The 21,943-nt window shown below is 72.2% G+C and carries 25 protein-coding genes; 13 read left to right on the top strand and 12 right to left on the bottom strand.

Annotation, left to right across the window (positions count from 1 at the left end; translation table 11 throughout):
• Positions 1-45: 45 nt before the first annotated feature.
• From ACWDX6_RS01820 to ACWDX6_RS01810, 3 genes are all read right to left on the bottom strand, one after another.
• Entirely contained in the window at positions 46-984 is a 939-nt protein-coding gene (locus ACWDX6_RS01820) for a poly-gamma-glutamate hydrolase family protein (protein WP_451482971.1), read from the bottom strand.
• 74 nt (positions 985-1,058) lie between these two features.
• Positions 1,059-1,877: a transglutaminase family protein gene (locus tag ACWDX6_RS01815; RefSeq protein ID WP_451482970.1), complete on the bottom strand. Its 819-nt coding sequence runs from the start codon at positions 1,875-1,877 to the stop codon at positions 1,059-1,061.
• A complete protein-coding gene (locus tag ACWDX6_RS01810; protein ID WP_451482969.1) occupies positions 1,874-2,875 on the bottom strand; it encodes a GNAT family N-acetyltransferase in 1,002 nt (333 codons plus the stop codon). The genes ACWDX6_RS01815 and ACWDX6_RS01810 overlap by 4 nt, the downstream gene beginning before the upstream one ends.
• Before the next feature lie 112 nt (positions 2,876-2,987).
• Between ACWDX6_RS01810 and fdxA the strand changes: the two genes are divergently transcribed.
• Entirely contained in the window at positions 2,988-3,308 is a 321-nt protein-coding gene (gene fdxA, locus ACWDX6_RS01805; RefSeq protein ID WP_003985062.1) for a ferredoxin, read from the top strand.
• Positions 3,309-3,392: 84 nt separating this feature from the next.
• A complete protein-coding gene (locus tag ACWDX6_RS01800) occupies positions 3,393-4,487 on the top strand; it encodes a bifunctional succinyldiaminopimelate transaminase/glutamate-prephenate aminotransferase (RefSeq protein ID WP_451482968.1) in 1,095 nt (364 codons plus the stop codon).
• Positions 4,488-4,550: 63 nt separating this feature from the next.
• Here ACWDX6_RS01800 and ACWDX6_RS01795 read toward each other — a convergent pair whose 3' ends face one another.
• The gene (locus ACWDX6_RS01795; RefSeq protein WP_451482967.1) at positions 4,551-4,904 is read right to left on the bottom strand and encodes an ATP-binding protein; all 354 of its coding nucleotides are present in this window, start codon (positions 4,902-4,904) and stop codon (positions 4,551-4,553) included.
• A gap of 307 nt (positions 4,905-5,211) precedes the next feature.
• The gene (locus ACWDX6_RS01790) at positions 5,212-6,168 is read right to left on the bottom strand and encodes a hypothetical protein (protein ID WP_451482966.1); all 957 of its coding nucleotides are present in this window, start codon (positions 6,166-6,168) and stop codon (positions 5,212-5,214) included.
• Positions 6,169-6,206: 38 nt separating this feature from the next.
• On the opposite strand from ACWDX6_RS01790, the gene dapE reads away from it, so the two are divergent.
• Complete coding sequence (dapE, locus tag ACWDX6_RS01785) at positions 6,207-7,298, top strand: succinyl-diaminopimelate desuccinylase (RefSeq protein WP_451482965.1); 1,092 nt, start codon at positions 6,207-6,209, stop codon at positions 7,296-7,298.
• A gap of 75 nt (positions 7,299-7,373) precedes the next feature.
• On the top strand, positions 7,374-8,123 hold the full coding sequence (locus ACWDX6_RS01780) for an LOG family protein (RefSeq protein WP_451482964.1): 750 nt from the start codon (positions 7,374-7,376) through the stop codon (positions 8,121-8,123).
• A 71-nt stretch (positions 8,124-8,194) separates the two neighbouring features.
• Here the strand turns inward: ACWDX6_RS01780 and folP are convergent, their stop codons facing one another.
• Complete coding sequence (gene folP, locus ACWDX6_RS01775; protein ID WP_451482963.1) at positions 8,195-9,055, bottom strand: dihydropteroate synthase; 861 nt, start codon at positions 9,053-9,055, stop codon at positions 8,195-8,197.
• 104 nt (positions 9,056-9,159) lie between these two features.
• Between folP and ACWDX6_RS01770 the strand changes: the two genes are divergently transcribed.
• Positions 9,160-9,480 carry a hypothetical protein gene (locus ACWDX6_RS01770; protein WP_451482962.1) on the top strand — a complete coding sequence of 107 codons (321 nt, stop codon included), beginning with the start codon at positions 9,160-9,162 and terminating at the stop codon, positions 9,478-9,480.
• Complete coding sequence (locus tag ACWDX6_RS01765; protein ID WP_451482961.1) at positions 9,477-10,058, top strand: DNA-3-methyladenine glycosylase I; 582 nt, start codon at positions 9,477-9,479, stop codon at positions 10,056-10,058. Before ACWDX6_RS01770 ends, ACWDX6_RS01765 begins: the two co-directional genes overlap by 4 nt.
• Before the next feature lie 39 nt (positions 10,059-10,097).
• On the opposite strand, the gene chcB is transcribed toward ACWDX6_RS01765, so the two are convergent.
• Positions 10,098-10,901: a 2-cyclohexenylcarbonyl CoA isomerase gene (gene chcB, locus ACWDX6_RS01760; RefSeq protein WP_451482960.1), complete on the bottom strand. Its 804-nt coding sequence runs from the start codon at positions 10,899-10,901 to the stop codon at positions 10,098-10,100.
• A gap of 319 nt (positions 10,902-11,220) precedes the next feature.
• On the opposite strand from chcB, the gene ACWDX6_RS01755 reads away from it, so the two are divergent.
• Entirely contained in the window at positions 11,221-11,388 is a 168-nt protein-coding gene (locus ACWDX6_RS01755; protein ID WP_006346801.1) for a DUF3117 domain-containing protein, read from the top strand.
• Positions 11,389-11,503: 115 nt separating this feature from the next.
• Here the strand turns inward: ACWDX6_RS01755 and ACWDX6_RS01750 are convergent, their stop codons facing one another.
• A complete protein-coding gene (locus ACWDX6_RS01750) occupies positions 11,504-12,181 on the bottom strand; it encodes an O-methyltransferase (protein ID WP_451482959.1) in 678 nt (225 codons plus the stop codon).
• A gap of 141 nt (positions 12,182-12,322) precedes the next feature.
• Between ACWDX6_RS01750 and sigE the strand changes: the two genes are divergently transcribed.
• The 5 genes from sigE (at position 12,323) to ACWDX6_RS01725 (ending at position 17,132) form a co-directional block, all read left to right on the top strand.
• On the top strand, positions 12,323-13,081 hold the full coding sequence (sigE, locus tag ACWDX6_RS01745; RefSeq protein WP_403288316.1) for an RNA polymerase sigma factor SigE: 759 nt from the start codon (positions 12,323-12,325) through the stop codon (positions 13,079-13,081).
• Entirely contained in the window at positions 13,078-14,037 is a 960-nt protein-coding gene (locus ACWDX6_RS01740; RefSeq protein ID WP_451482958.1) for an anti-sigma factor family protein, read from the top strand. The genes sigE and ACWDX6_RS01740 overlap by 4 nt, the downstream gene beginning before the upstream one ends.
• Positions 14,038-14,112: 75 nt before the next feature.
• Positions 14,113-15,846, top strand: a complete 1,734-nt coding sequence (locus ACWDX6_RS01735; protein WP_451482957.1) for a trypsin-like peptidase domain-containing protein — start codon at positions 14,113-14,115, stop codon at positions 15,844-15,846.
• 90 nt (positions 15,847-15,936) lie between these two features.
• Positions 15,937-16,419 carry a sec-independent translocase gene (locus tag ACWDX6_RS01730; protein WP_451482956.1) on the top strand — a complete coding sequence of 161 codons (483 nt, stop codon included), beginning with the start codon at positions 15,937-15,939 and terminating at the stop codon, positions 16,417-16,419.
• Between the two features lie 80 nt (positions 16,420-16,499).
• Positions 16,500-17,132 (top strand): hypothetical protein, encoded by a 633-nt coding sequence (locus ACWDX6_RS01725; protein ID WP_451482955.1) that lies wholly within the window; start codon positions 16,500-16,502, stop codon positions 17,130-17,132.
• Between the two features lie 107 nt (positions 17,133-17,239).
• On the opposite strand, the gene ACWDX6_RS01720 is transcribed toward ACWDX6_RS01725, so the two are convergent.
• The 3 genes from ACWDX6_RS01720 to ACWDX6_RS01710 are packed head-to-tail and all read right to left on the bottom strand — an operon-like array spanning position 17,240 to position 20,284.
• Positions 17,240-18,373 (bottom strand): Mrp/NBP35 family ATP-binding protein, encoded by a 1,134-nt coding sequence (locus tag ACWDX6_RS01720; protein WP_451482954.1) that lies wholly within the window; start codon positions 18,371-18,373, stop codon positions 17,240-17,242.
• A gap of 44 nt (positions 18,374-18,417) precedes the next feature.
• Entirely contained in the window at positions 18,418-19,023 is a 606-nt protein-coding gene (locus tag ACWDX6_RS01715; RefSeq protein ID WP_451482953.1) for a DUF1003 domain-containing protein, read from the bottom strand.
• Positions 19,013-20,284, bottom strand: a complete 1,272-nt coding sequence (locus ACWDX6_RS01710; RefSeq protein ID WP_451482952.1) for a magnesium transporter MgtE N-terminal domain-containing protein — start codon at positions 20,282-20,284, stop codon at positions 19,013-19,015. Before ACWDX6_RS01710 ends, ACWDX6_RS01715 begins: the two co-directional genes overlap by 11 nt.
• A 185-nt stretch (positions 20,285-20,469) precedes the next feature.
• On the opposite strand from ACWDX6_RS01710, the gene ACWDX6_RS01705 reads away from it, so the two are divergent.
• The gene (locus ACWDX6_RS01705; RefSeq protein WP_451482951.1) at positions 20,470-21,240 is read left to right on the top strand and encodes a hypothetical protein; all 771 of its coding nucleotides are present in this window, start codon (positions 20,470-20,472) and stop codon (positions 21,238-21,240) included.
• A 12-nt stretch (positions 21,241-21,252) separates the two neighbouring features.
• Here the strand turns inward: ACWDX6_RS01705 and ACWDX6_RS01700 are convergent, their stop codons facing one another.
• Entirely contained in the window at positions 21,253-21,762 is a 510-nt protein-coding gene (locus tag ACWDX6_RS01700) for a hypothetical protein (RefSeq protein WP_451482950.1), read from the bottom strand.
• Positions 21,763-21,943 lie beyond the last annotated feature (181 nt).

The following is a 21,943-nucleotide window of genomic DNA, read 5'->3' as shown; positions in this document are numbered from 1 at the left end:
GGGCGAGCGCGAGGGCGACGGCGAAGCCGGAACTGGCCGGGACGGTCAGAGCAGGCGGGCGGCCCGCTGGGTGGCCTCCACGTCGGCGATGGCCGAGCGGCACGCGGCGGCGAAGAGCTTGAAACGGGCGTTCCACGTCTCCGCGCGCTTGGTCGCGCTCGACGAGTCGACGAACAGGCTCCTGCGGAGCTCCGTGGTCAGCTCCAGCTGAGCGCCCTCGCCGAGCATCGTGCGGTTGCAGATGTTCGCGGTGGCCGTGCCGTCGACGTCGCCGTCGCCGGGGAAGATGGCGAAGTGCGGGCTCAGGTGGTGGGTGAGCCGCTGCTTCAGCGCCGTGCTCCGGCCGCCGATGACCACGCCCTCGCGGTTCTGGCCGTTCCAGACCTTGCCCGGATTGGCGTTCTCCCACGTACAGCCGTGCAGGCTCACGGTGTTGAGGCTGCCGGCCGTCATGGAGAGCGCCACGTGGTCGTCGCAGTGGATGGACGTCACATGCAGCTCGCCGTTGGTCTTGGGCGTGCCGTCCGGGTAGGTCTGACCGGACCCCCGCATGCCCTCGAACATCCAGTAGTCGTACAGCGGCTCGCCGGGGAAGAGGAGCGGGCCGTCCTCCGGCTTCGGGGTCGGGTCCGGGTTGTAACCGGCGACGCCCAGACACAGCTCGCTCGTGCCGATCTCGATGCCGCCGCCGTGGATGGCGAGGATCGTCGTCAGCGCCGACGGACCGGTCGCGGCCTTGTCGGAGTCCAGCAGCTCGTGGCGCCGGTAGCGGCGGCCGAAGTCGTACCCCTCGCCGTCGGCGGTGTCGGCCGTCCCCCGGAAGTACTGGTACAGCTCGGTGTTGGACGCGAAGCGGTCGTTCGCGCCCGTGGCGTGGGCCGTGCCCGTCGCCAGGCTGCTCAGCAGCGGCGTTCCGGCCGCCACCAGCAGACCCGCCGTCAGGACGCTCCTGCGGCTGGCGCCACCGTTCTGTTCCGTGCTCACGCGCTCCCCCTCGTGGTGATCAGGTGGTGTACAGCGCGCAACCTAGCACCTGCCCTTCGGCCGGGGGCCGTGGGTCAGTTGAGCAGGGCCCTGGCCGCAGCGGCCCGCTGGCGGATCGAGGCCGCCGCGCTCGGTTCGATCGCGTCGACGACCGAGGCGTACGCCTCCATCTCCGCCGCCCCCGCGAGGAACTCGCCCCGCTGCACCAGCAGCTCCGCGTGCTCGTAGCGCAGCCGCGCCGGGTGCGAGGGCAGCATCAGGGAGAGCTCCACCGCCCACAGGGCGACCCCGGAGCGTTCCGGGCGCGGTGAGGCCCAGGCGCGGATGTTGTTCAGGATGCGCAGGACGATGTCCAGCGGGGTCGCCGGGCGCAGCATCGACGGTTCGAGCGGCGCGCCCGTCGCCCCCGCGACCAGGAGCTCCGCGTCCACGCCCGTCATCGCCCGGCCCCCCGCGAAGGGATCCGCGAAGACCTGCTCCGCCGGGTCGCCGAAGCCCACCACGAAATGGCCCGGCAGGCCGAGGCCGTACACCGGCGCGCCCGCCCGGCGGGCGACCTCCATCCATACGACGGACAGCAGGATCGGCAGACCCCGCCGGCGTCGCAGGACCTCGTGCAGCAGCGAGGACTCCAGGCGCTGGTAGTCGGCCGGGGTGCCCTGGAAGCCGTACCGCCCGCCGAGCAGCCGGGCGAGCGCCGTCACCCAGTCCGCCGCGTCCCGGGTGCCGTACGGCAGCTCACCCGCCAGCCGGTCGAGTTCGATCTCCGCCGCGTCGAGGTCCGCCCCGGTCACCGCCGGGTCGGCCACCGCGCCGATCAGCAGGCAGAGCCGCGCGAGGTCCGGCCGCCGCGCCCGGGCCTCCTCCGCGAACTCCTGCCGCCAGTCGGTCACTCTTCCGCCGCTCGGTAGTGGTGGTAGTGGTGGTGGACCGCGAAGCCCATGGCCTCGTACATCGCCCGCGCCCCGTCGTTGTCCGTCTCCACCTGGAGCCAGGCCGCCGAGGCGCCCTCGTCGAGCGCCCGGCGGGCGAGCGCCGCCATGACGGCCGTGGCGAGCCCCTGCCGTCGGTGCGCCGGGTCCACCTCCACCGCCATGAACCCGGCCCACCGGCCGTCCACCACACAGCGTCCGATCGCCGCCGGTATGTCTCCGGTGCCCGGTACGGACGCGAACCACACACTCGGGCCGCTGGACAGCACGCTCAGCACATGGGGGCCGGGCACGCCGGAGCGGTTGTAGCGGTGGAGCCAGGAATCGTCCAGGGAGCGGGACAGCCGGACGGAGGAGACGTCCGCGTCCAGGTCGCCGACCGGCGCGAGGCCCGCGATCCGCACCTCCGCCGAGACCTCCGGCCGCCAGCCGCGCCGCCCCAGCTCCGCGCCGAGCAGCTCCTGGGTGCCCTCGGCGCCGGTCGAGGTCTGGACGTACGCGGGGAGGTCCCGTACGGCGTACCACTCCCGCACGCGCGCGAGGGCGTCGTCCAGCGGCATGCCGGGGTCGCCGAGCGGAAGGACCGAGTTCGCCCTGCGGGTGAAGCCGGACGCCGCCCGCAGCGTCCACTCCCCGAGCGGCTCGCTCTCCACCGGCTCCCACGCGCGCGCGGTGACCCGCGCCAGCTCCTCGAAGGAGGCCGCGGGACCCCGCCTGCGGGCCGGCGCGGCGGGCACGACCTTCCCCGCGACCAGGGAGGATTCCGCGATCCGGACGCCCTCACCGGTCCTGCGTGTGATCAGCAGCACACCCTCGTCCCACGATGTGAGAACACCGACCGCGTCCGTGAACCGCTCGCCCGGAGCGCCGGTGTCCGTCACGTACCGAACGGAGACACGTTTTCCCACGTCAGCGTGGGTGAGTCGCACCTCAAGGCGCCCTCCAGCGGTGAATTCCACAGGTTCTCCGCCCCTCCTGTTCGGATCGTCCCCAAGAACGGAGATACTAGGGGCGGGCATCGACGACGCCGCGCTCCCGCGCAGACCAGCCCTACCGAGGAGGAACGACAGCGTGACCTACGTCATCGCGCAGCCTTGTGTCGACGTCAAGGACAAGGCATGCATCGAGGAGTGCCCCGTCGACTGCATCTACGAGGGCTCCCGGTCCTTGTACATCCACCCGGACGAATGCGTCGACTGTGGTGCTTGTGAGCCGGTCTGCCCGGTCGAGGCCATCTTCTACGAGGACGACACCCCGGAGGAGTGGAAGGACTACTACAAGGCGAACGTCGAGTTCTTCGACGAGCTCGGCTCGCCCGGTGGTGCCTCCAAGCTCGGCCTGATCGAGCGTGACCACCCCTTCATCGCCGCTCTGCCGCCGCAGAACGGCTGAGCAACCCGCCCTCGGTCCCGTACGGCCTCGCCCGCTGTACGGGACCGACGCGTCTTTTGTACGTACGAGGAAGTGAGCCAACTCGTGAGCGCAGTCTCTTCGCGCCTGCCCGTCTTCCCCTGGGACAAGCTGGAGCCGTACAAGAAGACGGCGGCGGCCCACCCGGACGGCATCGTGGACCTGTCCGTGGGCACCCCGGTCGACCCGGTGCCGGAGCTGATCCGGCGGGCGCTGGTCGCGGCGGCCGACTCGCCCGGCTATCCCACGGTGTGGGGCACCGCCGAGCTGCGTGACGCGCTGACGGGCTGGTGCGAGCGGCGCCTGGGCGCGGTCGGCTTCTCCCACCGCAACGTCCTTCCGGTGGTCGGCTCGAAGGAGCTGGTCGCCTGGCTGCCGACCCAGCTCGGACTCGGTGCCGGGGACCGGGTGGCGTACCCGCGGCTCGCCTACCCGACGTACGAGGTCGGCGCGCGGCTCTGCGGAGCCGAGCCGGTCGTCTACGACGACCCGATGGAGCTGGACCCGGCCGGTCTGAAGCTGCTGTGGCTCAACTCGCCGTCCAACCCCACGGGCAAGGTCCTGGGCAAGGACGAGCTGACCCGGATCGTGGCCTGGGCGCGCGAGCACGGCATCCTCGTCTTCTCCGACGAGTGCTACCTGGAGCTGGGCTGGGAGGCGGACCCGGTCTCCGTCCTGCACCCCGACGTCTGCGGCGGGACGTACGAGGGCATCGTCGCCGTCCACTCGCTGTCCAAGCGGTCCAACCTGGCCGGCTACCGCGCCGCGTTCATCGCGGGCGACGCCGGTGTCCTGGCCGAGCTGCTGCTGATCCGCAAGCACGGCGGCATGATGACGCCCGCCCCGGTGCAGGCCGCCACGGTCGCCGCGCTCGGCGACGACCGGCACGTGGCCGAGCAGCGCGAGCGGTACGCGGCCCGGCGCACGGCCCTGCGGTCGGCCCTGGAGGCGCACGGCTTCCGGATCGAGCACAGCGAGGCCAGCCTCTATCTGTGGGCGACCCGCGACGAGCCGTGCTGGGAGACGGTGGCGTACCTCGCGGAGCTCGGCGTCCTGGTGGCGCCGGGGGACTTCTACGGGGAGGCGGGGGAGCGGTTCGTCCGGGTGGCCTTCACCGCCACCGACGAGCGGGTCGAGGCGGCGGTCAAGCGCCTCGGCTGACGAGACGGACGAAGGGCCCGGGGGGCGGTGCTCCCCGGGCCCTTCGCGTCTGCGCTGTGGCGGTCAGCCACCGATCGGCAGGCCGCCCAGGGACGGCACGCCCTCGCCGACGACCTCGCCCGCGCTGTCGGCGGCCTTGCCCGCGACAGGGGCGGCGGTCTCGCCGGCCTCGCCGACCGCCTTGCCGACCTTCTTGCCACCGGTCTGGCCGGCGAGGCCCGTGGTGGTCTTCGAGGCGTCGTCCACGGTGTCGCCGACAGCGGCGCCGTCGGCCGAGGTGATGCCGGAGAGGGCGCCCGTGGGCGCGAGGCCATGGTCCAGGGCGCTTGCGGAGCCGGCCGCACCGACCACGGGGGCTGCGCCGGCCGCGACGAGGAGGGCGGCGCGGGCGATCCGACGGGTCAGGGGGAGGGACATGGTGCTCCTTCGACGGAGAGGACATTGCGGTGTCCGGCGTTCGGACGCAGTGACAACCGGTCCGGGGGAGGGTGAGGTTGCGGCGGCCCAAGGTAAAGAGTTGGCAATGCGTCGTATTGTCGGCTGGGAGGAAAATGGGCGAACGTCTCATGTCCCGTCCTCTGCCGAACCGTCACTTCCCTTACGCCGCAAGGAAATTGCGGTGACCGAACGCACCACCGAACGGGCAGGTCGGAACGGTGGCGAATTCCTGGTGCGGGTTCACGTCCGCCGCCACCGTCGAGTGAATTCCCGTACAGGTGCCCGGCTACTGTGCGAGACGAATTCGGACGCTGCCGGAGCCGGCGTCCGCCGGGGAGACGGGCTCGGCGGCCGTCATCCACGCACCCGAGACATCGCCCGCACGCCAGACCTTGCCCGCGTACGCGACCTCCGCGATCCGCAGCGAGTCCGCCCGCGCCACCGCCCAGTGCGCGAGCTCCCAGCCCCGCCGCTCCCGCGAGCCGGTCGTCGCCGCCCGGACCGGGACCGCGAGCTCCGCCGGCGCCGTACCCGCCCGCGCCCCCGCGCTCTCCGGGCCGCCCACGCCCGCCCTCGGGACCACCTTCTCCCCGAAGGCCCGCACCAGCTCCGAGCGCACCTTCGCCGGATCACCCGGCAGTCCCTCCTGGGCCGGACTCGTCGTGCAGCGAAGGGCCGCCGCCGAGCGGCCCGTCAGCGCGGCCGCGAGCAGCGCCGCGTCCGGCTCGTGCTTCGCGTACGCCTGCGGGAAGCCGCTGCGCTGCACCTTCTGCGCCGCCACGGTCAGCGGCAGACGCGAATAGCCCGGGACCTCGGCGAGACCGGCGTAGAACTTCCCCGAGGAGTACACCGGGTCCAGGATCTGCTCGGGAGTGCCCCAGCCCTGCGAGGGGCGCTGCTGGAAGAGCCCCAGCGAATCGCGGTCGCCGTGCCCGATGTTGCGCAGCGCCGACTCCTGGAGCGCCGTCGCCAGAGCGATGGTGACCGCCCGCTCCGGCATGCCGCGGGTCGTGCCGACCGCCGAGATGGTGGCCGCGTTCGACGCCTGCTCCGGAGTGAACTCGTAGGTGTTCTCGCCACTGCCCACACTGCACCGCGGGGCACCCCTGCCACCCGTCACGTACTGCACGGCCACATAGGCGACCACACCCAGCAGCACGGCGAAGGCGGCCGTGTACCTGGCAAGGCGGCCGCGGCGGCTGGAGGGGCGGTTTCGGCCGGGGAAGGAGGCGGACTCGGACACGGGGCCAACCGTACTGGAGGCCGGGTTAGGGTCGGCACATGGCTGACAACGCTCCCCTGGACCTCGCACTGGACGGGCCGGCGCTCACCGCCGCGCTCGTCGACTTCCCGTCGGTCAGCGGCACCGAGAAGCCGCTCGCCGACGCCATCGAGGAAGCCCTGCGCGCCCTTCCCCACCTCACCGTCGACCGGTACGGCAACAACGTGGTGGCCCGCACCCGGCTCGGCCGCTCGGAGCGGGTCATCCTCGCCGGCCACATCGACACCGTCCCGATCGCCGACAACGTCCCCTCGCGGCTCGACGAGAACGGCGTCCTGTGGGGCTGCGGCACCTCCGACATGAAGTCCGGCGTCGCCGTCCAGCTCCGCATCGCCGCCACCGTCCCCGAGCCCAACCGCGACCTCACCTTCGTCTTCTACGACAACGAAGAGGTCGCCTCCCACCTCAACGGCCTCGGGAAGATCGCCGAGGCGCACCCCGAATGGCTGGAGGGCGACTTCGCCATCCTGCTCGAAGGCTCCGACGCCCAGGTCGAGGGCGGCTGCCAGGGCACCCTGCGGGTCCTCCTGCGCACCGAGGGCGAACGCGCCCACTCGGCGCGCTCCTGGATGGGCTCCAACGCCATCCACGCCGCCGCCCCCATCCTCGCCCGGCTCGCCGCCTACGAGCCGCGCAAGCCGCTCATCGACGGCCTGGAGTACCACGAGGGCCTCAACGCGGTACGGATCGAGGGCGGCGTCGCCAACAACGTCATCCCCGACGCCTGCACCGTCACCGTCAACTTCCGCTACGCCCCCGACCGCTCCCCGGCCGAGGCGGTGGCGCACGTCCGCGAGGTCTTCGCCGACTGCGGGGTCGCCGAGTTCGTGGTCGACGACGAGAGCGGCGGCGCCCTGCCCGGACTCTCCCACCCGGCCGCGGCGGCCTTCATGGAGGCGGTCGGCGGCACCGCGCTGCCCAAGTTCGGCTGGACGGACGTCGCCCGCTTCAGCGCGCTCGGCGTCCCCGCCGTCAACTACGGCCCCGGTGACCCGCTGTACGCGCACAAGCGCGACGAGCACGTGGTCGTCGACAGGATCCGCCACTGCGAGGCGCGGCTCCGCGACTGGCTCACTGACCGACAGGCGTGATTTCGCTTTTTGTCACGTCTGTGGACCTACCCTGACCGAACCAGAAGATCAGTGGATCGGCGGAGGGAGCAGACCATGGGTGTCCCCGAGGGAGCGTGGAAGCCGGAGGAGCAGCGACTGGGGCCCGTGCTACGACGCAGGGACCAGGTCCAGCCCGGCACCACGGATCAGCGTCTGCTGGACACCGAGGGCGACTCGGAGTGGGTGCACACCGACCCCTGGCGGGTCATGCGCATCCAGTCCGAATTCGTCGAAGGCTTCGGCGCGCTGGCCGAACTTCCCAGCGCCATCAGCGTCTTCGGCTCGGCCAGAACCCGCCCCGGAACGCCCGAGTACGAAGCCGGGGTCCGGCTCGGCCGCGCCCTGGTCGAGGCCGGCTTCGCGGTGATCACGGGCGGCGGACCCGGCGCGATGGAGGCGGCGAACAAGGGCGCGCGGGAGGCCAATGGCGTCTCCGTGGGCCTCGGCATCGAGCTCCCCTTCGAGCAGGGACTCAACCCGCACGTCGACATCGGCGTGAACTTCCGCTACTTCTTCGTCCGCAAGACGATGTTCGTGAAGTACGCCCAGGGCTTCGTGGTCCTCCCCGGCGGGCTCGGCACCCTGGACGAGCTGTTCGAGGCGCTCACCCTCGTCCAGACCCGCAAGGTGACCCGCTTCCCGATCGTGCTCTTCGGTACGGAGTACTGGAAGGGCCTCGTCGACTGGCTCCGCGACTCGGTGGTGGCCGGCGGCAAGGCGTCGGAGCGGGACCTGCTGCTGTTCCACGTGACCGACGACGTGAACGAGGCGGTGGCGCTCGTCTCCAAGGAAACGGGCCGGTAGGACGAGCCCTGCCGATCACCCCGTGAGAGGCGGGATCGGCGCAGGGCCTGTCCGGCGGGTCCGGACAGGCCCTACGCCAGCCCGCGGCGCGCCACCGCGGGCTCGCGATGCCCCGCGATGGACGCCACCATGTCGAGGACCTGACGCGTCTCGGCGACCTCGTGCACCCGGTACACCCGCGCCCCCAGCCACGCCGAGACCGCCGTCGTCGCCAGCGTCCCCAGCACCCGCTCCTTCACCGGCCGGTCCAGCGTCTCCCCGACGAAGTCCTTGTTGGACAGGGACACCAGCACCGGCCACCCCGTCTCCGTCATCTCGCCGAGCCGCCGGGTCGCCTCCAGGCTGTGACGCGTGTTCTTCCCGAAATCGTGCCCCGGGTCGATCATGATCCCGTCGCGGCGCACGCCCAGCGCGACCGCCCGCTCGGCCAGCCCGACGGTCACCCGCAGGATGTCGGCCATCACGTCCTCGTACTCGGTCCGGTGCGGGCGCGTCCGCGGCTCCGCGCCGCCCGCGTGGGTGCAGACCAGACCGGCGCCGTGACGGGCGGCGACCTCGGCGAGGCCCGGGTCGACACCGCCCCACGCGTCGTTGAGCACGTCCGCGCCGGCCTCGCAGACCGCCTCGCCGACATCGGCGCGCCAGGTGTCGACGCTGATCACGACGTCCGGATGCCGCCGCCGCACCTCCGCGACGAAACCGACCGTGCGGCGCGCCTCCTCCTCGGCCGACACCTCCTCGCCGGGGCCGGCCTTCACCCCGCCGATGTCGATGATCGCGGCACCCTCGGACACGGCCTGCTCGACGCGGGCGAGGGCGGGCTCGTCACGGAAGGTGGCGCCCCGGTCGTAGAAGGAATCCGGGGTCCGGTTCACGATTGCCATGATCACCGGCTCGTGCGGCCCGAATTCACGCCGTCCCAAGCGCAGCATCCCTTATGTCCTCCCTCGCGTCCGTTCGCCTGCGACCCTAACCGTCGGTGGCGCATGGCACGATCGGCACGGGACGTTTTCCACCTCCGGAGAGGCGCGCGCTGGTGTTCTGGTTTTTGCTGATCGCGATGGTCGTGGTCGTCGCGGCGGTCACTCTGGCGGTGGTCGGCGGCGGCGACAGCGAGGTGCTGCCCGAGGCGGCCCCGGAGCGGCTGGTGGACCCCCTCCCGGCGGCCCGCCCGGTCGACCGCGCCGACGTCGAGGCGCTCCGCCTCCCGGTCGCGGCACGGGGCTACCGCATGGCGGACGTGGACGACGTCCTCGGCCGGCTGGGCGCGGAACTCGCGGAGCGGGACGCGCGGATCGCGGAGCTGGAGGCCCGACTCGCGGGCGCGGGCCGCGAGGACGAAGGAGAGCCGCGATGACCGGTGAGGCGATCGCGGGCCCCGACGGCCGGCCGCGCTGCCCGTGGGGAGTGTCGACCCCGGACTACGTCACGTACCACGACGAGGAGTGGGGGCGGCCGGTCCGCGGTGACGACGCGCTGTTCGAGCGGCTCTGCCTGGAGGCCTTCCAGTCCGGACTCTCGTGGATCACGATCCTGCGCCGGCGCGAGGGTTTCCGGCGGGCCTTCGCCGGCTTCCGGATCGCCTCGGTGGCCCAGTTCGGTGAGGCGGACCGCGAGCGACTGCTGCTGGACGAGGGGATCATCCGCAACCGCGCCAAGGTCGACGCCACCCTGGCCAACGCCAAGGTGCTCGCGGCGTGGGCGCCGGGCGAGCTGGACGCCCTGATCTGGTCGTACGCCCCCGACCCGGCGAGCCGCCCGGCTCCCCTGACGACGGCGGACGTCCCCGCGGTCACGCCCGAGTCGACGGCCCTGTCGAAGGAGCTCAAGAAGCGCGGACTGCGCTTCATCGGCCCGACGACGGCCTACGCCCTGATGCAGGCCTGCGGCCTGGTCGACGACCATCTGAAGGACTGCGTGGCCCGCGGCGTGTGAGCGGGGGCGGGGAGCCCCCGCCCCCGGCGGTGGCCCGTGTCAGCGCCCCAGGTACTTCGGCTTCTCCTTGGCGATGAACGCCTGGACCGCGATCGTGTGGTCCTCCGACGCGCCCGCCCTCGTCTGGAGTTCGTCCTCCTTCTCCAGGGCCTCCGCCAGCGAGTGGTCCGCCCCGTACGCCAGCGACTCCTTCAGCGCCGCGTACGCCACCGTCGGCCCCTCGGCCAGCTTCCGGGCCACCTTCGCGGCCTCCTCGGCGAGGGAGTCCGCCGGGACCAGCTTGTTCACGATGCCGAGCTCGTACGCCTCTTGTGCACCGAGGGAGCGCGGGAAGAGCAGCAGGTCCGACGCGCGGCTCGCGCCGATCAGGCGCGGCAGCGTCCACGACACTCCCGAGTCGGCCGTGAGCGCGACCCCCGCGAACGAGGTGTTGAACGCCGCCGTGTCCGCGACCACGCGGTAGTCCGCCGCCAGCGCGAAACCGAGGCCCGCCCCCGCCGCGACGCCGTTCACCCCGGCCACCACCGGCTTCCGCATGCCGGTCAGGGCCCGCACGATCGGGTTGTAGTGGTCCCGCACCGTGTTCATGGTGACCTGGGTCCCGGACTCCTTGTCCGTCATCAGCAGGCCCACGTGCTCCTTCAGGTCCTGGCCCACGCAGAACGCCCGGTCGCCCGCCGCCGTCAGCAGCACCGCCCGTACGGCCGGGTCCGCAGCGGCCGACTCCACCGCGTCCCGCAGCGCGACCTTCGCCTCGATGTTCATCGCGTTCATGGCCTCGGGCCGGTTGAGCGTGATCGTGGCGAGCCCGTCGCTCACTTCGTACAGCACGGTGTCGGCCATCACGGCTTCCCTTCGCGTCTTCACGTCCTTGACCCCCACCCAGTCCGGAGGGACCCCCAGCATGGCGGAGATCACCCACCCCGCACATGTGACCTGCGTCAAAGACAGACGGTGAAGTGGCGGCGAAGTATCGCAGGCGGATCGCCGAAATAGGTGGTTTTGAGAGAGCGCGTTGCGCAAGCGATGCGGCCCGCTGTTGGTCATCGGGTCCTCTGATGCGGGATAATGACCTGGAAGCAATGTGTTCGACGCCGGTGACGCATGCTCCTCAACAGGAGCCGTCGGCTGAGATGAGCTGGTTTCAGGAAGGGGAACGAGCATGGCGGCCATGAAGCCGCGGACGGGCGACGGCCCGCTCGAGGTGACCAAGGAGGGGCGGGGCATCGTCATGCGCGTTCCGCTCGAAGGCGGCGGTCGGCTTGTCGTCGAGCTGACCCCGGACGAGGCCGAAGCCCTCGGCGACGCCCTGAAGCAGGTAGTCGGCTGACGCGACAACGCCAGGATTTCCCGCCTCTGCCCCGGCACGGTTCCGACCGCGCCGGGGCAGAGGTGTTTCCGGCACCGTGCCCGCCCGCGTGCCGCGCCCGCCCGGCGGGAACCGCCTATCCGGCGGGCTGCCCCCGGCGCACCGCGCACAGCAGGCCGTCGCCCACCGGCAGCAGGGTCGGCAGCAGCTCCTGGCTCTCCCGGACCGCCCGCAGCAGCTCCCGCACCCGCAGCACCTCCGCCGGCTGGGCCGCCGAGTCGACCGTGCGGCCGTCCGAGAAGACGCCCTCGAAGCAGACCAGACCCCCCGGTCGCAGCAGGCGCAACGATTCAGCGAGGTAGTCCAGGCACTCCAGCCGGTCACCGTCGCAGAACACGAGGTCGTATCCGCCGTCCGCCAGCCGCGGGAGTACGTCCAGGGCGCGGCCGGGGATGAACCGCGCCCGGTTCCCGGCGAAGCCCGCCGCCCGGAACGCCGTCTTCGCGAACTGCTGGCGCTCCGGCTCCAGGTCGACCGTGGTCAGTACCCCGTCCGGCCGCATCCCGTGCAACAGATAGATTCCGGACACGCCCGTGCCCGTACCGATCTCCGCCACCGCCTTCGCGTCCGCCGTGGCGGCGAGCAGACGCAGAGCGGCGCCGGTGCCCGGTGACACCGAGGGCAGCCCTGCCTCCCGGGCCCGCTCACGGGCCCAGCGCAGCGCTTCGTCCTCGGCGACAAAGGCGTCGGCGAACGCCCAGCTCGTCTGCCGGTTGGCGGTAATGGCCCTCTCCTGTCCCCGTAGTTGGCGCAACGGTGACTGTATCCGCTGCGTGCGGGAACCCGCAGATGGGACCGGGCGTTCCTAGAGGGTGGGAAGGCGAGCGAGGGCAGCGGGTGACCGTCCCCAAATTCGCGTAAAGATTCTTATCCGGAGCTAACGGGCGAGGTGGCTATGGTAGGGGCTCCGCTGGACACCACCAGAGCCGACAGGGGAGGTGCGGCTGCGCCTGTGGATCGGAGAGGAGTGCTTCGGCGCCTTCTCAGGTCGGCGGGTGAGCCGAAATCCGTGACCGACACCGCTGACCGTTTCCACACCGCCGACGCCGCACCCACCACCGCGACCTTCGCATCGGATGCGGAATCGCAGGCGTGGACTCCGCCCACATGGGAGGAGATCGTCAGCACGCACAGTGGCCGGGTCTATCGCCTCGCCTACCGGCTGACCGGCAACCAGCACGACGCCGAGGACCTGACGCAGGAGGTCTTCGTCCGCGTCTTCCGCTCGCTGTCGACGTACACGCCGGGCACCTTCGAGGGCTGGCTGCACCGCATCACCACCAACCTCTTCCTCGACATGGTCCGCCGCAAGCAGCGGATCCGTTTCGACGCGCTCGCCGACGACGCGGCCGAGCGGCTGCCCAGCCGGGAGCCGTCGCCGCAGCAGGCGTTCAACGACACCCACTTCGACGCCGATGTGCAGCAGGCCCTCGACACCCTCGCGCCCGAGTTCCGGGCCGCGGTCGTCCTCTGCGACATCGAGGGACTCTCCTACGAGGAGATCGCCGCCACGCTCGGCGTCAAGCTCGGAACGGTCCGCAGCCGTATCCACCGCGGCCGTTCCCATCTGCGCAAGGCGCTGAAGCACCGCTCGCCCGAGGCCCGGGCGGAGCGCGCGCTGGCCGCCGTCGGCTGGGAGGGCGGGACGGCGTGAGCGGTACACGTCCTGTCGGCCCGACCTCCGCGGAGCACCACCTCGGGGACCGGCTCGCCGCACTGGTCGACGGCGAGCTGGGGCACGACGCCCGCGAGCGGGTCCTCGCACACCTCGCCACCTGCGCCAAATGCAAGGCGGAGGCCGACGCCCAGCGCAGGCTGAAGAGCGTCTTCGCCTCCACCGCGCCCCCGCCGCCCTCCGAAGGGTTCCTCGCCCGTCTCCAGGGGCTGCCCGGAGGACCGGGTGATCCGGGGGGTGAGGAGCGTCGGGGGGGACCCTTCGACGACCTCTTCGGCCTGGGCGGACCGGGCGGGAGCGCGGGGGTGAAGTCCGACGGCTTCGCCACCGCCGCGGCCGCCTCCCCGCACTCCGGCTTCCGTATCCACGCAGTCGGCCCCCGCGCCGACCAGGACCGGGCCGGCGGGCGCGGACGGCGCTTCGGCATCGCGGCGGCCAGCGCCGTCTCCTTCGCGGCCATCGCCCTCGGCGGCGCCCTGCCGCTGGAGGCGTCCATGAACTCGAGCGCGCGCGGTGAGGGCAAGGGGAACACCGTGACCCCGCTGCGGACCGGCGGCGCCGGTACGGGCACGGGCACCGGTACGAACGCGGGCACCGCCTCCGGTCGCGGCACGCGCTCCGCGGAGCGGGCGAGCGCGCACACCGCGACCACACTGACCGGGGTCGCCTCGGCGCCCGGCACCGTCGTGCCCGGCCCGCTGGTGCCCGGTGCCGTCCCGCCCGGCGGGCAGGCACCCCCGGTGGCCCTGCAACTCCACGCGCCGCCCACACCGTCGCTGCTCGCGCTCTCCCCGTTCATACGCCCCACGGGACCGGCCGTGCAGCTGGCCTTCGCGCCCGGACCGCTCCCGACCGCGGGACCGACGGTCACCCCGCCGACGGCCCACCGAACGGCCCCGGGCCCGTCGCCGACCCCGCTCACCGCACACCGCTGAGCCCGAACCTGGTTGAATCCAGGGCAGGGGCGCCCGAGGCAGGGGCGCGGACAGGTCAGCTGTTGCGGGGAGAGCATGGACGACGGGAAGCCCACCGGGCACAAGCCGAAGTGGTGGAGCCGGCCTACGAGCACACCACCGGTCGGGGGTCCCCCCGGACGGAGTCCGGGCGACACACCGGAACCGGCGGCAGCGGACCAGGGGGACTTCACCCTGGCCGCCCCCACGGCCCCGGAGGGCCCGGAGCCGGCCCCGGACGGCCCCGGACCGGCCTCCGAGGCGAGGACGGCAGCGCTTGAGACCCCGCCGGAGGTCCCGCGGGCCGCGCCCGAGGTCTGGTCGGGGTCGACGGAGAGCCCGCAGGCCCTGCCCGAAGGCCGGGCGGCGGAGGTTCCGGCGAAGGCCGAGGCCCCGTCGGCCGACGTCATGGCCGGCGCGGCCCCGCACGTACCGCACCAGAGCGACCCGCAGGCGCCGGCACAGGCCCAGCCGCTCCACCAGCCCGACGAGTACCGGACCCCGCCCTACGGCGGGCCCGGCCCCTGGGCGCCCGCGCCGCCCGTGCAGCGGCCGCTGCCGGCCGCCGCCCCGGCGCCCGTACCGCCGGCGCGGCCGATACCGCCCCAGCCCGCCGGGCAGTGGGTGCAGTACGACCCCTGGAGCTCGCCCGCGAACCCCGCCCCCGCCGCGGCCAAGCCGCGGCGCCGCGCGATCGGCCTGGTCGGCGCCCTGGTGCTCGCCCTGACCACCGGCGTGCTCGGCGGCGCCGTCGGCGCGTACGTCGAGCGCAACGGCGGCCTCACCACCGTCGAGCTGCCCCAGGCCGGCCCCGAGGACTCCGGCCGCGCCCCGGAGAGCGTCGCCGGGATCGCCGCCAGTGCCCTGCCGAGCGTGGTCACCCTCCACGTCAGCGGCGCCGGTTCCTCGGGCACCGGCACCGGCTTCGTCCTGGACACCAAGGGCCACATCCTCACCAACCACCACGTGGTCGACTCGGCCACGGCCCCCGGCGACATCTCCGTCACCTTCAGCAGTGGCGAGACCGCCGCCGCCAAGCTCGTCGGCAAGGACAGCGGCTACGACCTCGCCGTCGTCCAGGTGACCGGCGTCTCGGGCCTCAAGCCCCTGCCGCTCGGCAACTCCGACAACGTCCGCGTCGGCGACCCGGTCGTCGCCATCGGCGCCCCCTTCGACCTCCAGAACACCGTGACCTCCGGCATCATCAGCGCCAAGGAGCGCCCCATCACGGCAGGCGGCGAGAAGGGCGACGGCAGCGACGTCAGCTATGTCGACGCCCTGCAGACCGACGCCCCGATAAACCCGGGCAACTCGGGCGGCCCGCTGGTCGACTCCAAGGCCCGGGTCATCGGCATCAACAGCGCCATCCGCGCCGCCGGTGACGGCTCGGGCGGCGACAGCGGCGCCCAGTCCGGCTCCATCGGGCTCGGCTTCGCCATCCCGATCAACCAGGGCAAGCGGGTCGCCGAGGAGCTCATCAACAACGGCAAGGCCTCCCACCCCGTCATCGGCGTCAGCCTCGACATGCAGTTCACCGGCGACGGCGCCCGCGTCGGCGAGAAGGGCAAGGACGGCTCGCCGTCCGTCGTCCCGGGCGGCCCGGCCGCGAAGGCGGGCATCCGGCCCGGCGACGTCATCACCAAGGTCGACGGCCAGCGCGTCCACAACGGCGAGGAGCTGATCGTGAAGATCCGCGCCCACCGGCCCGGCGACCGGCTGGAGCTGACGCTGCTGCGCGGAGGCAAGGAGCAGACCAAGACGTTGACGCTCGGTTCCTCACAGGGCACCTGAGCGCCATGTGGGCGACGCCGCACGGTACCCGCCCGGCGGTTTCGGCGGGTACCGTGGAGCGGGCCCCGGACCCCGTGAAGGAGCAGCAAGGTGTTCAACGACCTAGGCATACTCGAGCTCGTGACGCTCGTGGTCCTCGCCGTGCTCGTCTTCGGACCGGAGAAGCTGCCGAAGGTCATCCAGGACGTCTCGCGTTTCATCCGGAAGGTCCGCGACTTCTCCGAGAGCGCCAAGCAGGACATCCGCACGGAGCTGGGGCCGGAGTTCAAGGACTTCGAGTTCGAGGACCTCAACCCGAAGACGTTCCTGCGCAAGCAGCTTGAGGGCAACGAGGACTTCAACGAGCTCAAGGAGCTGCGCAGCAGCTTCGACCTCAAGAAGGAGATGAACGAGGTCGCCGACGCCGTGCACGGCCGTGAGCCGGAGATCTCCGCGGCGTCCTCCGTTCCGGCGGTCGTCGGAGGCGCCTTTGGTGCCGAAGGCCACGCGGGAGGCTCACCCGATCTGCTCAAGAAGAAGCAGGACAAGCCGGGCACCGGCGAGCGCCCGCCGTACGACTCCGACGCGACCTGACACAACCTGGTGCGAGCCGGTGGCTATCCTCCATCTGTTGTCCGCCGACGCGGACACGACGGAACGAGGAGGCGGCCGATATGGAGACGACGAGTCGGCTGGAGGGATCGCCATCAGCCCGGCGCACGGCCGAGGCCTATCTGAAGGCACCCTTCACCTGGTACGGCCTTGACGACGCGTTCACCGGACCGCGCTGGCTGATGCAGGTCGGTACGGCGGCGGACGGCACCGTCCAGCACGGATCGATGGGCCACGGCGACGAGCCGTCCATAAAGTCCGACGCGAGCGGGGCCGAGAAGGAGCGCTTCGCGGTGGTCGTGACGGTCGCCGCGAGCCCGGTGCGGCGCTCGGGTGACGGTACGGGGGTGCTGGACGCCACCACGGTCTCCTCCGCGGCCTGGCTGGCCGGCTCGGGGCTCCTCGCGTACACCTGGCCGGCGCAGCTGGACCACGCGCTCCGGGACGACTGGCTGGACCAGCAGACGGAGACGGCGTTCGAGCTGGCCGACGACCTCCAGGGACCGGAGTGGTCGTCGCTGTCGCTGCCCGTGGACGGGGTGCCGATGCCCTTCCACTACCGCGAGTCCGAGTTCGGGTGGGTCCTGGCCGGTGAGACCCGGGCGGGCGTCCACCTGGGCGCGTACGGACGGGGGATGAGCGCGTACGGGCTCGGCTTCGCCGCCGTGGAGGACCTGGGCGCCTACGACGCCTGACGGCGACCGGGCACGCGGAAGGGCGCCGCTCGTCGAGCGGCGCCCTTTCCCAGAGCCCGTCGCGCGCTCACAACCCGTCGCACGCTCAGAAGTCGTGGCGCGGGTTCTCAGAACTTGTTGCGCGGGGTGATGCCCAGGCTCATGCCGGACAGACCCCTCGCGCGGCCGCCGAGCTTGCCCGCGATGGTGCGGAGCGCCGAGCCGGCCGGGGAGTCGGGGTCGGTCAGGACGACCGGCCTGCCCTCGTCGCCGCCCTCGCGCAGACGGACGTCGATCGGGATCGAGCCGAGGACCGGCACCGTCGCGCCGGTGGTCTTCGTCAGACCGTCCGCGACCTTCTGGCCGCCGCCGGTGCCGAAGACGTCCACCATCTCGTCGCAGTGCGGGCACGGCAGACCCGACATGTTCTCGACGACGCCGACGATCTTCTGGTGCGTCTGCACGGCGATCGAACCGGCCCGCTCGGCCACCTCGGCCGCCGCCTGCTGCGGGGTCGTGACGACCAGGATCTCCGCGTTCGGGACCAGCTGGGCCACCGAGATCGCGATGTCGCCGGTGCCCGGCGGCAGGTCGAGCAGCAGGACGTCCAGGTCGCCCCAGTACACGTCCGCGAGGAACTGCTGGAGCGCGCGGTGCAGCATCGGGCCGCGCCACACGACCGGAGCGTTGCCCGGCGTGAACATGCCGATCGAGATGACCTTCACACCGTGCGCGGACGGCGGCATGATCATGTTCTCGACCTGGGTGGGACGGCCGTCCGCGCCCAGCATGCGAGGCACCGAGTGGCCGTAGATGTCGGCGTCGACGACACCGACCTTCAGCCCGTCCGCCGCCATCGCCGCGGCGAGGTTGACGGTCACGGAGGACTTGCCGACGCCGCCCTTGCCGGAGGCGACCGCGTACACACGGGTCAGCGAACCGGGCTTGGCGAAGGGCACCTCCCGCTCGGCGGTGGTGCCGCGCAGCGCCGCGGCCAGCTCCTTGCGCTGCTCGTCGCTCATCACGTCCAGCGTGACGTCGACGCCCGTGACGCCCTCCACGCGGGAGACGGCGTCGGTGACGCGCTGGGTGATCGTGTCCCGCATCGGACAGCCGGAGACGGTGAGATAGACCGTGACGGCGACCCTGCCGTCGGATCCGATCTCCACCGACTTCACCATGCCGAGCTCGGTGATCGGTTTGTTGATCTCGGGGTCGTTCACCGTCGCCAGTGCTTCACGCACCGCGTCTTCCGTAGCCATACCGACGATGGTACGGCGCGGACCACCCGGCCCGGAAAGACCCGTCAGCGGTCGGGTACGTCACTTCTGTGATCGACGCCCGGAGGGAATAGATCCCGGGGCTCCCGATGCTCCCGGTGACCGTCCCTGCGCTCGTCCATCTCCTTGATCAGATCCTGGAGCTCCGAACGGATCCAGTCCCGGGTCGCCACCTCCCCGAGCCCCATCCGCAACGCAGCGACCTCCCGGGTCAGATACTCGGTGTCCGCGATCGACCGCTCGTTCTGCTTGCGGTCCTGTTCGAGGTTGACGCGGTCCCGGTCGTCCTGCCGGTTCTGGGCGAGCAGGATCAGCGGCGCCGCGTACGAGGCCTGGAGCGACAGGGCGAGCGTCAGGAAGATGAACGGGTACTCGTCGAACTTCAGCCCAGGTGGCGCGAACACGTTCCACAGCACCCAGACGATGATCGTCAGGGTCATCCAGACCAGGAACCGCCCGGTCCCCAGGAAACGGGCGATCCGCTCCGACATACGCCCGAACGCCTCGGGGTCGTACTCCGGCAGCAGCCTGGCCCGTCGCTCGCGCGGCAGATCGAGCCGGATACGGGACATGGACCGCTCCCGCTCGCGTTCCCGCTCCCTCTCCCGTTCCTGCGTGCGCTCAGCCGGCATGCCCGGCCTCCTCCTCGTGGAACTCCGTCTCCCGCCAGTCCTCCGGCAGCAGATGGTCGAGTACGTCGTCGACGGTGACCGCCCCCAGCAGCGACCCGCTCTCGTCCACCACCGGCGCGGCGACCATGTTGTACGCGGCGAGATAGCTGGTGACGGCGCGCAGCGGGGTGGCCGGCGAAAGCGGCGGCAGATCGCTGTCGACGAGCGAGCTGACCAGGGTGAACGGCGGGTCCCGCAGCAGCCGCTGGAAGTGCACCGTGCCCAGGTACTTGCCCGTCGGCGTCTCGTCCGGCGGCCGGCACACGTACACCTGCGCCGCGAGCGCCGGGGAAAGGTCCTGCTGCCGCACCCGGGCCAGGGCGTCCGCGACCGTGGCGTCGGGCCGCAGCACGATCGGCTCGGTGGTCATCAGACCGCCCGCGGTCCGGTCCTCGTACGCCAGCAGCCGGCGCACGTCGGCGGCGTCGTCCGGCCGCATCAGCGTGAGCAGCCGCTCCTTGTCCTCCTCGGGCAGCTCGGAGAGCAGGTCGGCCGCGTCGTCGGGGTCCATGGCCTCCAGGACGTCCGCGGCGCGCTCCTCCTTCAGCTTGCCGAGGATCTCGATCTGGTCGTCCTCCGGCAGCTCCTCCAGGACGTCGGCGAGCCGGTCGTCGTCGAGGGCGGCGGCGACCTCGGCGCGCCGCTTGGGGGAGAGGTGGTGCAGCACGTTGGCGAGATCGGCCGGGCGCAGCCGCTCGAAGGTGGCGACCAGGTTCTCGGCGCCCTGCCCCTCCTCCTCCAGGGAGAACCCGGTCACCGCCGACCACTCGACGGTCAGCGTCTCTCCCTTGCGGCGCAGCGCCCCGCCCTTGCCCCGCCGGACGAAGACCTTGTCGATCTCCCAGTCGCGGCGCGCCGGAAGCTGCTGGATGGCCACGTCGAGGACGGTGACCTCCTCGCCGCTCTCGACCAGGCGCACCCGCCGGTCGAGCAGCTCGCCCAGGACGAGCCGCTCGGTCGGGCGCTGTTCGAACCGCCGCATGTTCACCACACCCGTGGTGATCACCTGGCCCGACTCGACACCGGTGATCCGGGTCATGGGGACGAAGACCCGGCGGCGGCTCAGCACCTCGACGACCATGCCGAGCAGCCGGGGCGGGCGGCGGCCGACCCGGAGAATGACGACCAGATCGCTGACCCGCCCGACCTGGTCGCCGTTGGGATCGAAGACGGGCACGCCGGCGAGATGCGAGACGAAGATCCGAGGGGCGCCTGCCACCATGCCACGCGCCTCCTCGATGCCGCACGATTCGGGTTAATGCTCAGGTATGCCGGGTTCAGGCTAGCCCGTGCCGTTCGAGAGCGCCCCGGCAGGGCGCCCGTACGGCTGCCTGCGGCGGCGGCTCGCGCCCCGGGTACGCTGCGGACTGCTCCGTTCCCCCCGCTCCGACACGAGAGGCAGCGCAGGTGACCGCTCTCCCTCCGCCATCGCGTATCCGCAGGGCCGTGCTGCCCATGGCGCTCTCCGCAGGGCTGACGGTGGCGACCCTCGCCGGCTGCGCGGCGGACCCGGACGAGGGGACGAACGGGGTGGGGAAGCTCTCCGCCACGGCCATCGAGGAGAAGGCCCAGTCGGCGGCGGACGCGGCGAAGTCGGTCCGGCTGGCCGGGACGCTGGTCAGCAAGGGCGGTACGTACAAGCTGAACATGCGGCTCAGGCACGACGGCGCGAGCGGCTCCGTGACGACGAAGAACAGCACCTTCGAGCTGCTGCGGATCGGCGAAGCGCTCTATCTGAAGGCCGACGCGGACTTCTGGACGCACGACGACAAGCCGTCGCCGTCGCCGGGCGAGGACGGCGACGCGGACAGCGAGGCGGCCGACAAACTCGACGACATGTACGTGAAGGTGCCGCAGGACGACCCCTCGTACAAGCAGCTGCGCGGCTTCACCGACATGGATCTGCTTCTCGACGGGCTCATCGGCCTGCACGGCGAGGTCGTGAAGGGCGACCGCGACAAGATCGGCGGCATGCGCACGGTCAAGGTCAAGGGCGGCGAGGAGGGCGAGGGCGGCACGCTGGACGTCTCCCTGGAGGGGACGCCGTTCCCGCTCCGGTTCGCACGGGGCGGGGGAGCGGGCGTGGTGGTGCTCTCCGAGTGGGACAAGGACTTCCCCCTGGAGGAGCCGGCCGCGGGCCAGACCCTGGACTACGGCAAGCAGCTGCCGCGGACGTGAGGCCCGGGCCGGTCAGCGCTTGCGCCGCTTGAACAGCAGGCGGGGGAGGGCGGCCGGCACGGGGCGCCGCGTGATCGCCTCCGTCGGGAGCGGGACGGCGGCCAGGGACCCGTCCGGCAGGTCCGTCGTGGAGTCCAGCGGAGCCAGCCTGAGCACCCGGCACTCCCGCGCCCACCGCTCCGGCATCGCCTCGCCGTCGTGCGCGTTCAGCCGCTTGCCCTTGAGCTCCGCGACCGCCGCGTCCCACTCCTCGGTGCCGGGAGCCAGCTCGCTCACCGCCGCCGTCCAGGCGACGATCCTGCCGCCCTTGTCCTTGCTGCGGACCGTCACCTCGGCCGTTGAGCCGGCCACGAGGCCGGGGAGCGGCTGCTCCCCCGGGCCGTCGCCCACCACGTGCGCCGCACCGTCGTGCCAGACGTGCCAGAGCGCCCTGGGGGCCGGGGCGTCGCCCCGGACCCAGATGAGGCCCGACTTCTTGGTGGCCTCCTCGACGAGGGCGGGACCGAGCAGCTTTTCCGTCATACCCGCAGCTTATCCAGGGGGCCGGACACCGTCCTAGGGTCTTTCGTTTGGATCATGCCGGGCTCGCTGGCTCTGGCACCGCGCCTCGCCGCGTTGTCGTCGGTCGCCAACTCCCCCGTAGCCCTTCGGGCACGGGCGGTGCCCCCACCGCGTTGGCTCCCTCCTCCGCCTTGCGATCCGT

This window comes from Streptomyces sp. NPDC003027, assembly GCF_053591435.1.
The sequence above is the reverse complement of the archived record's forward strand: the minus strand, read 5'-3'. Positions and strand labels throughout refer to the sequence as shown.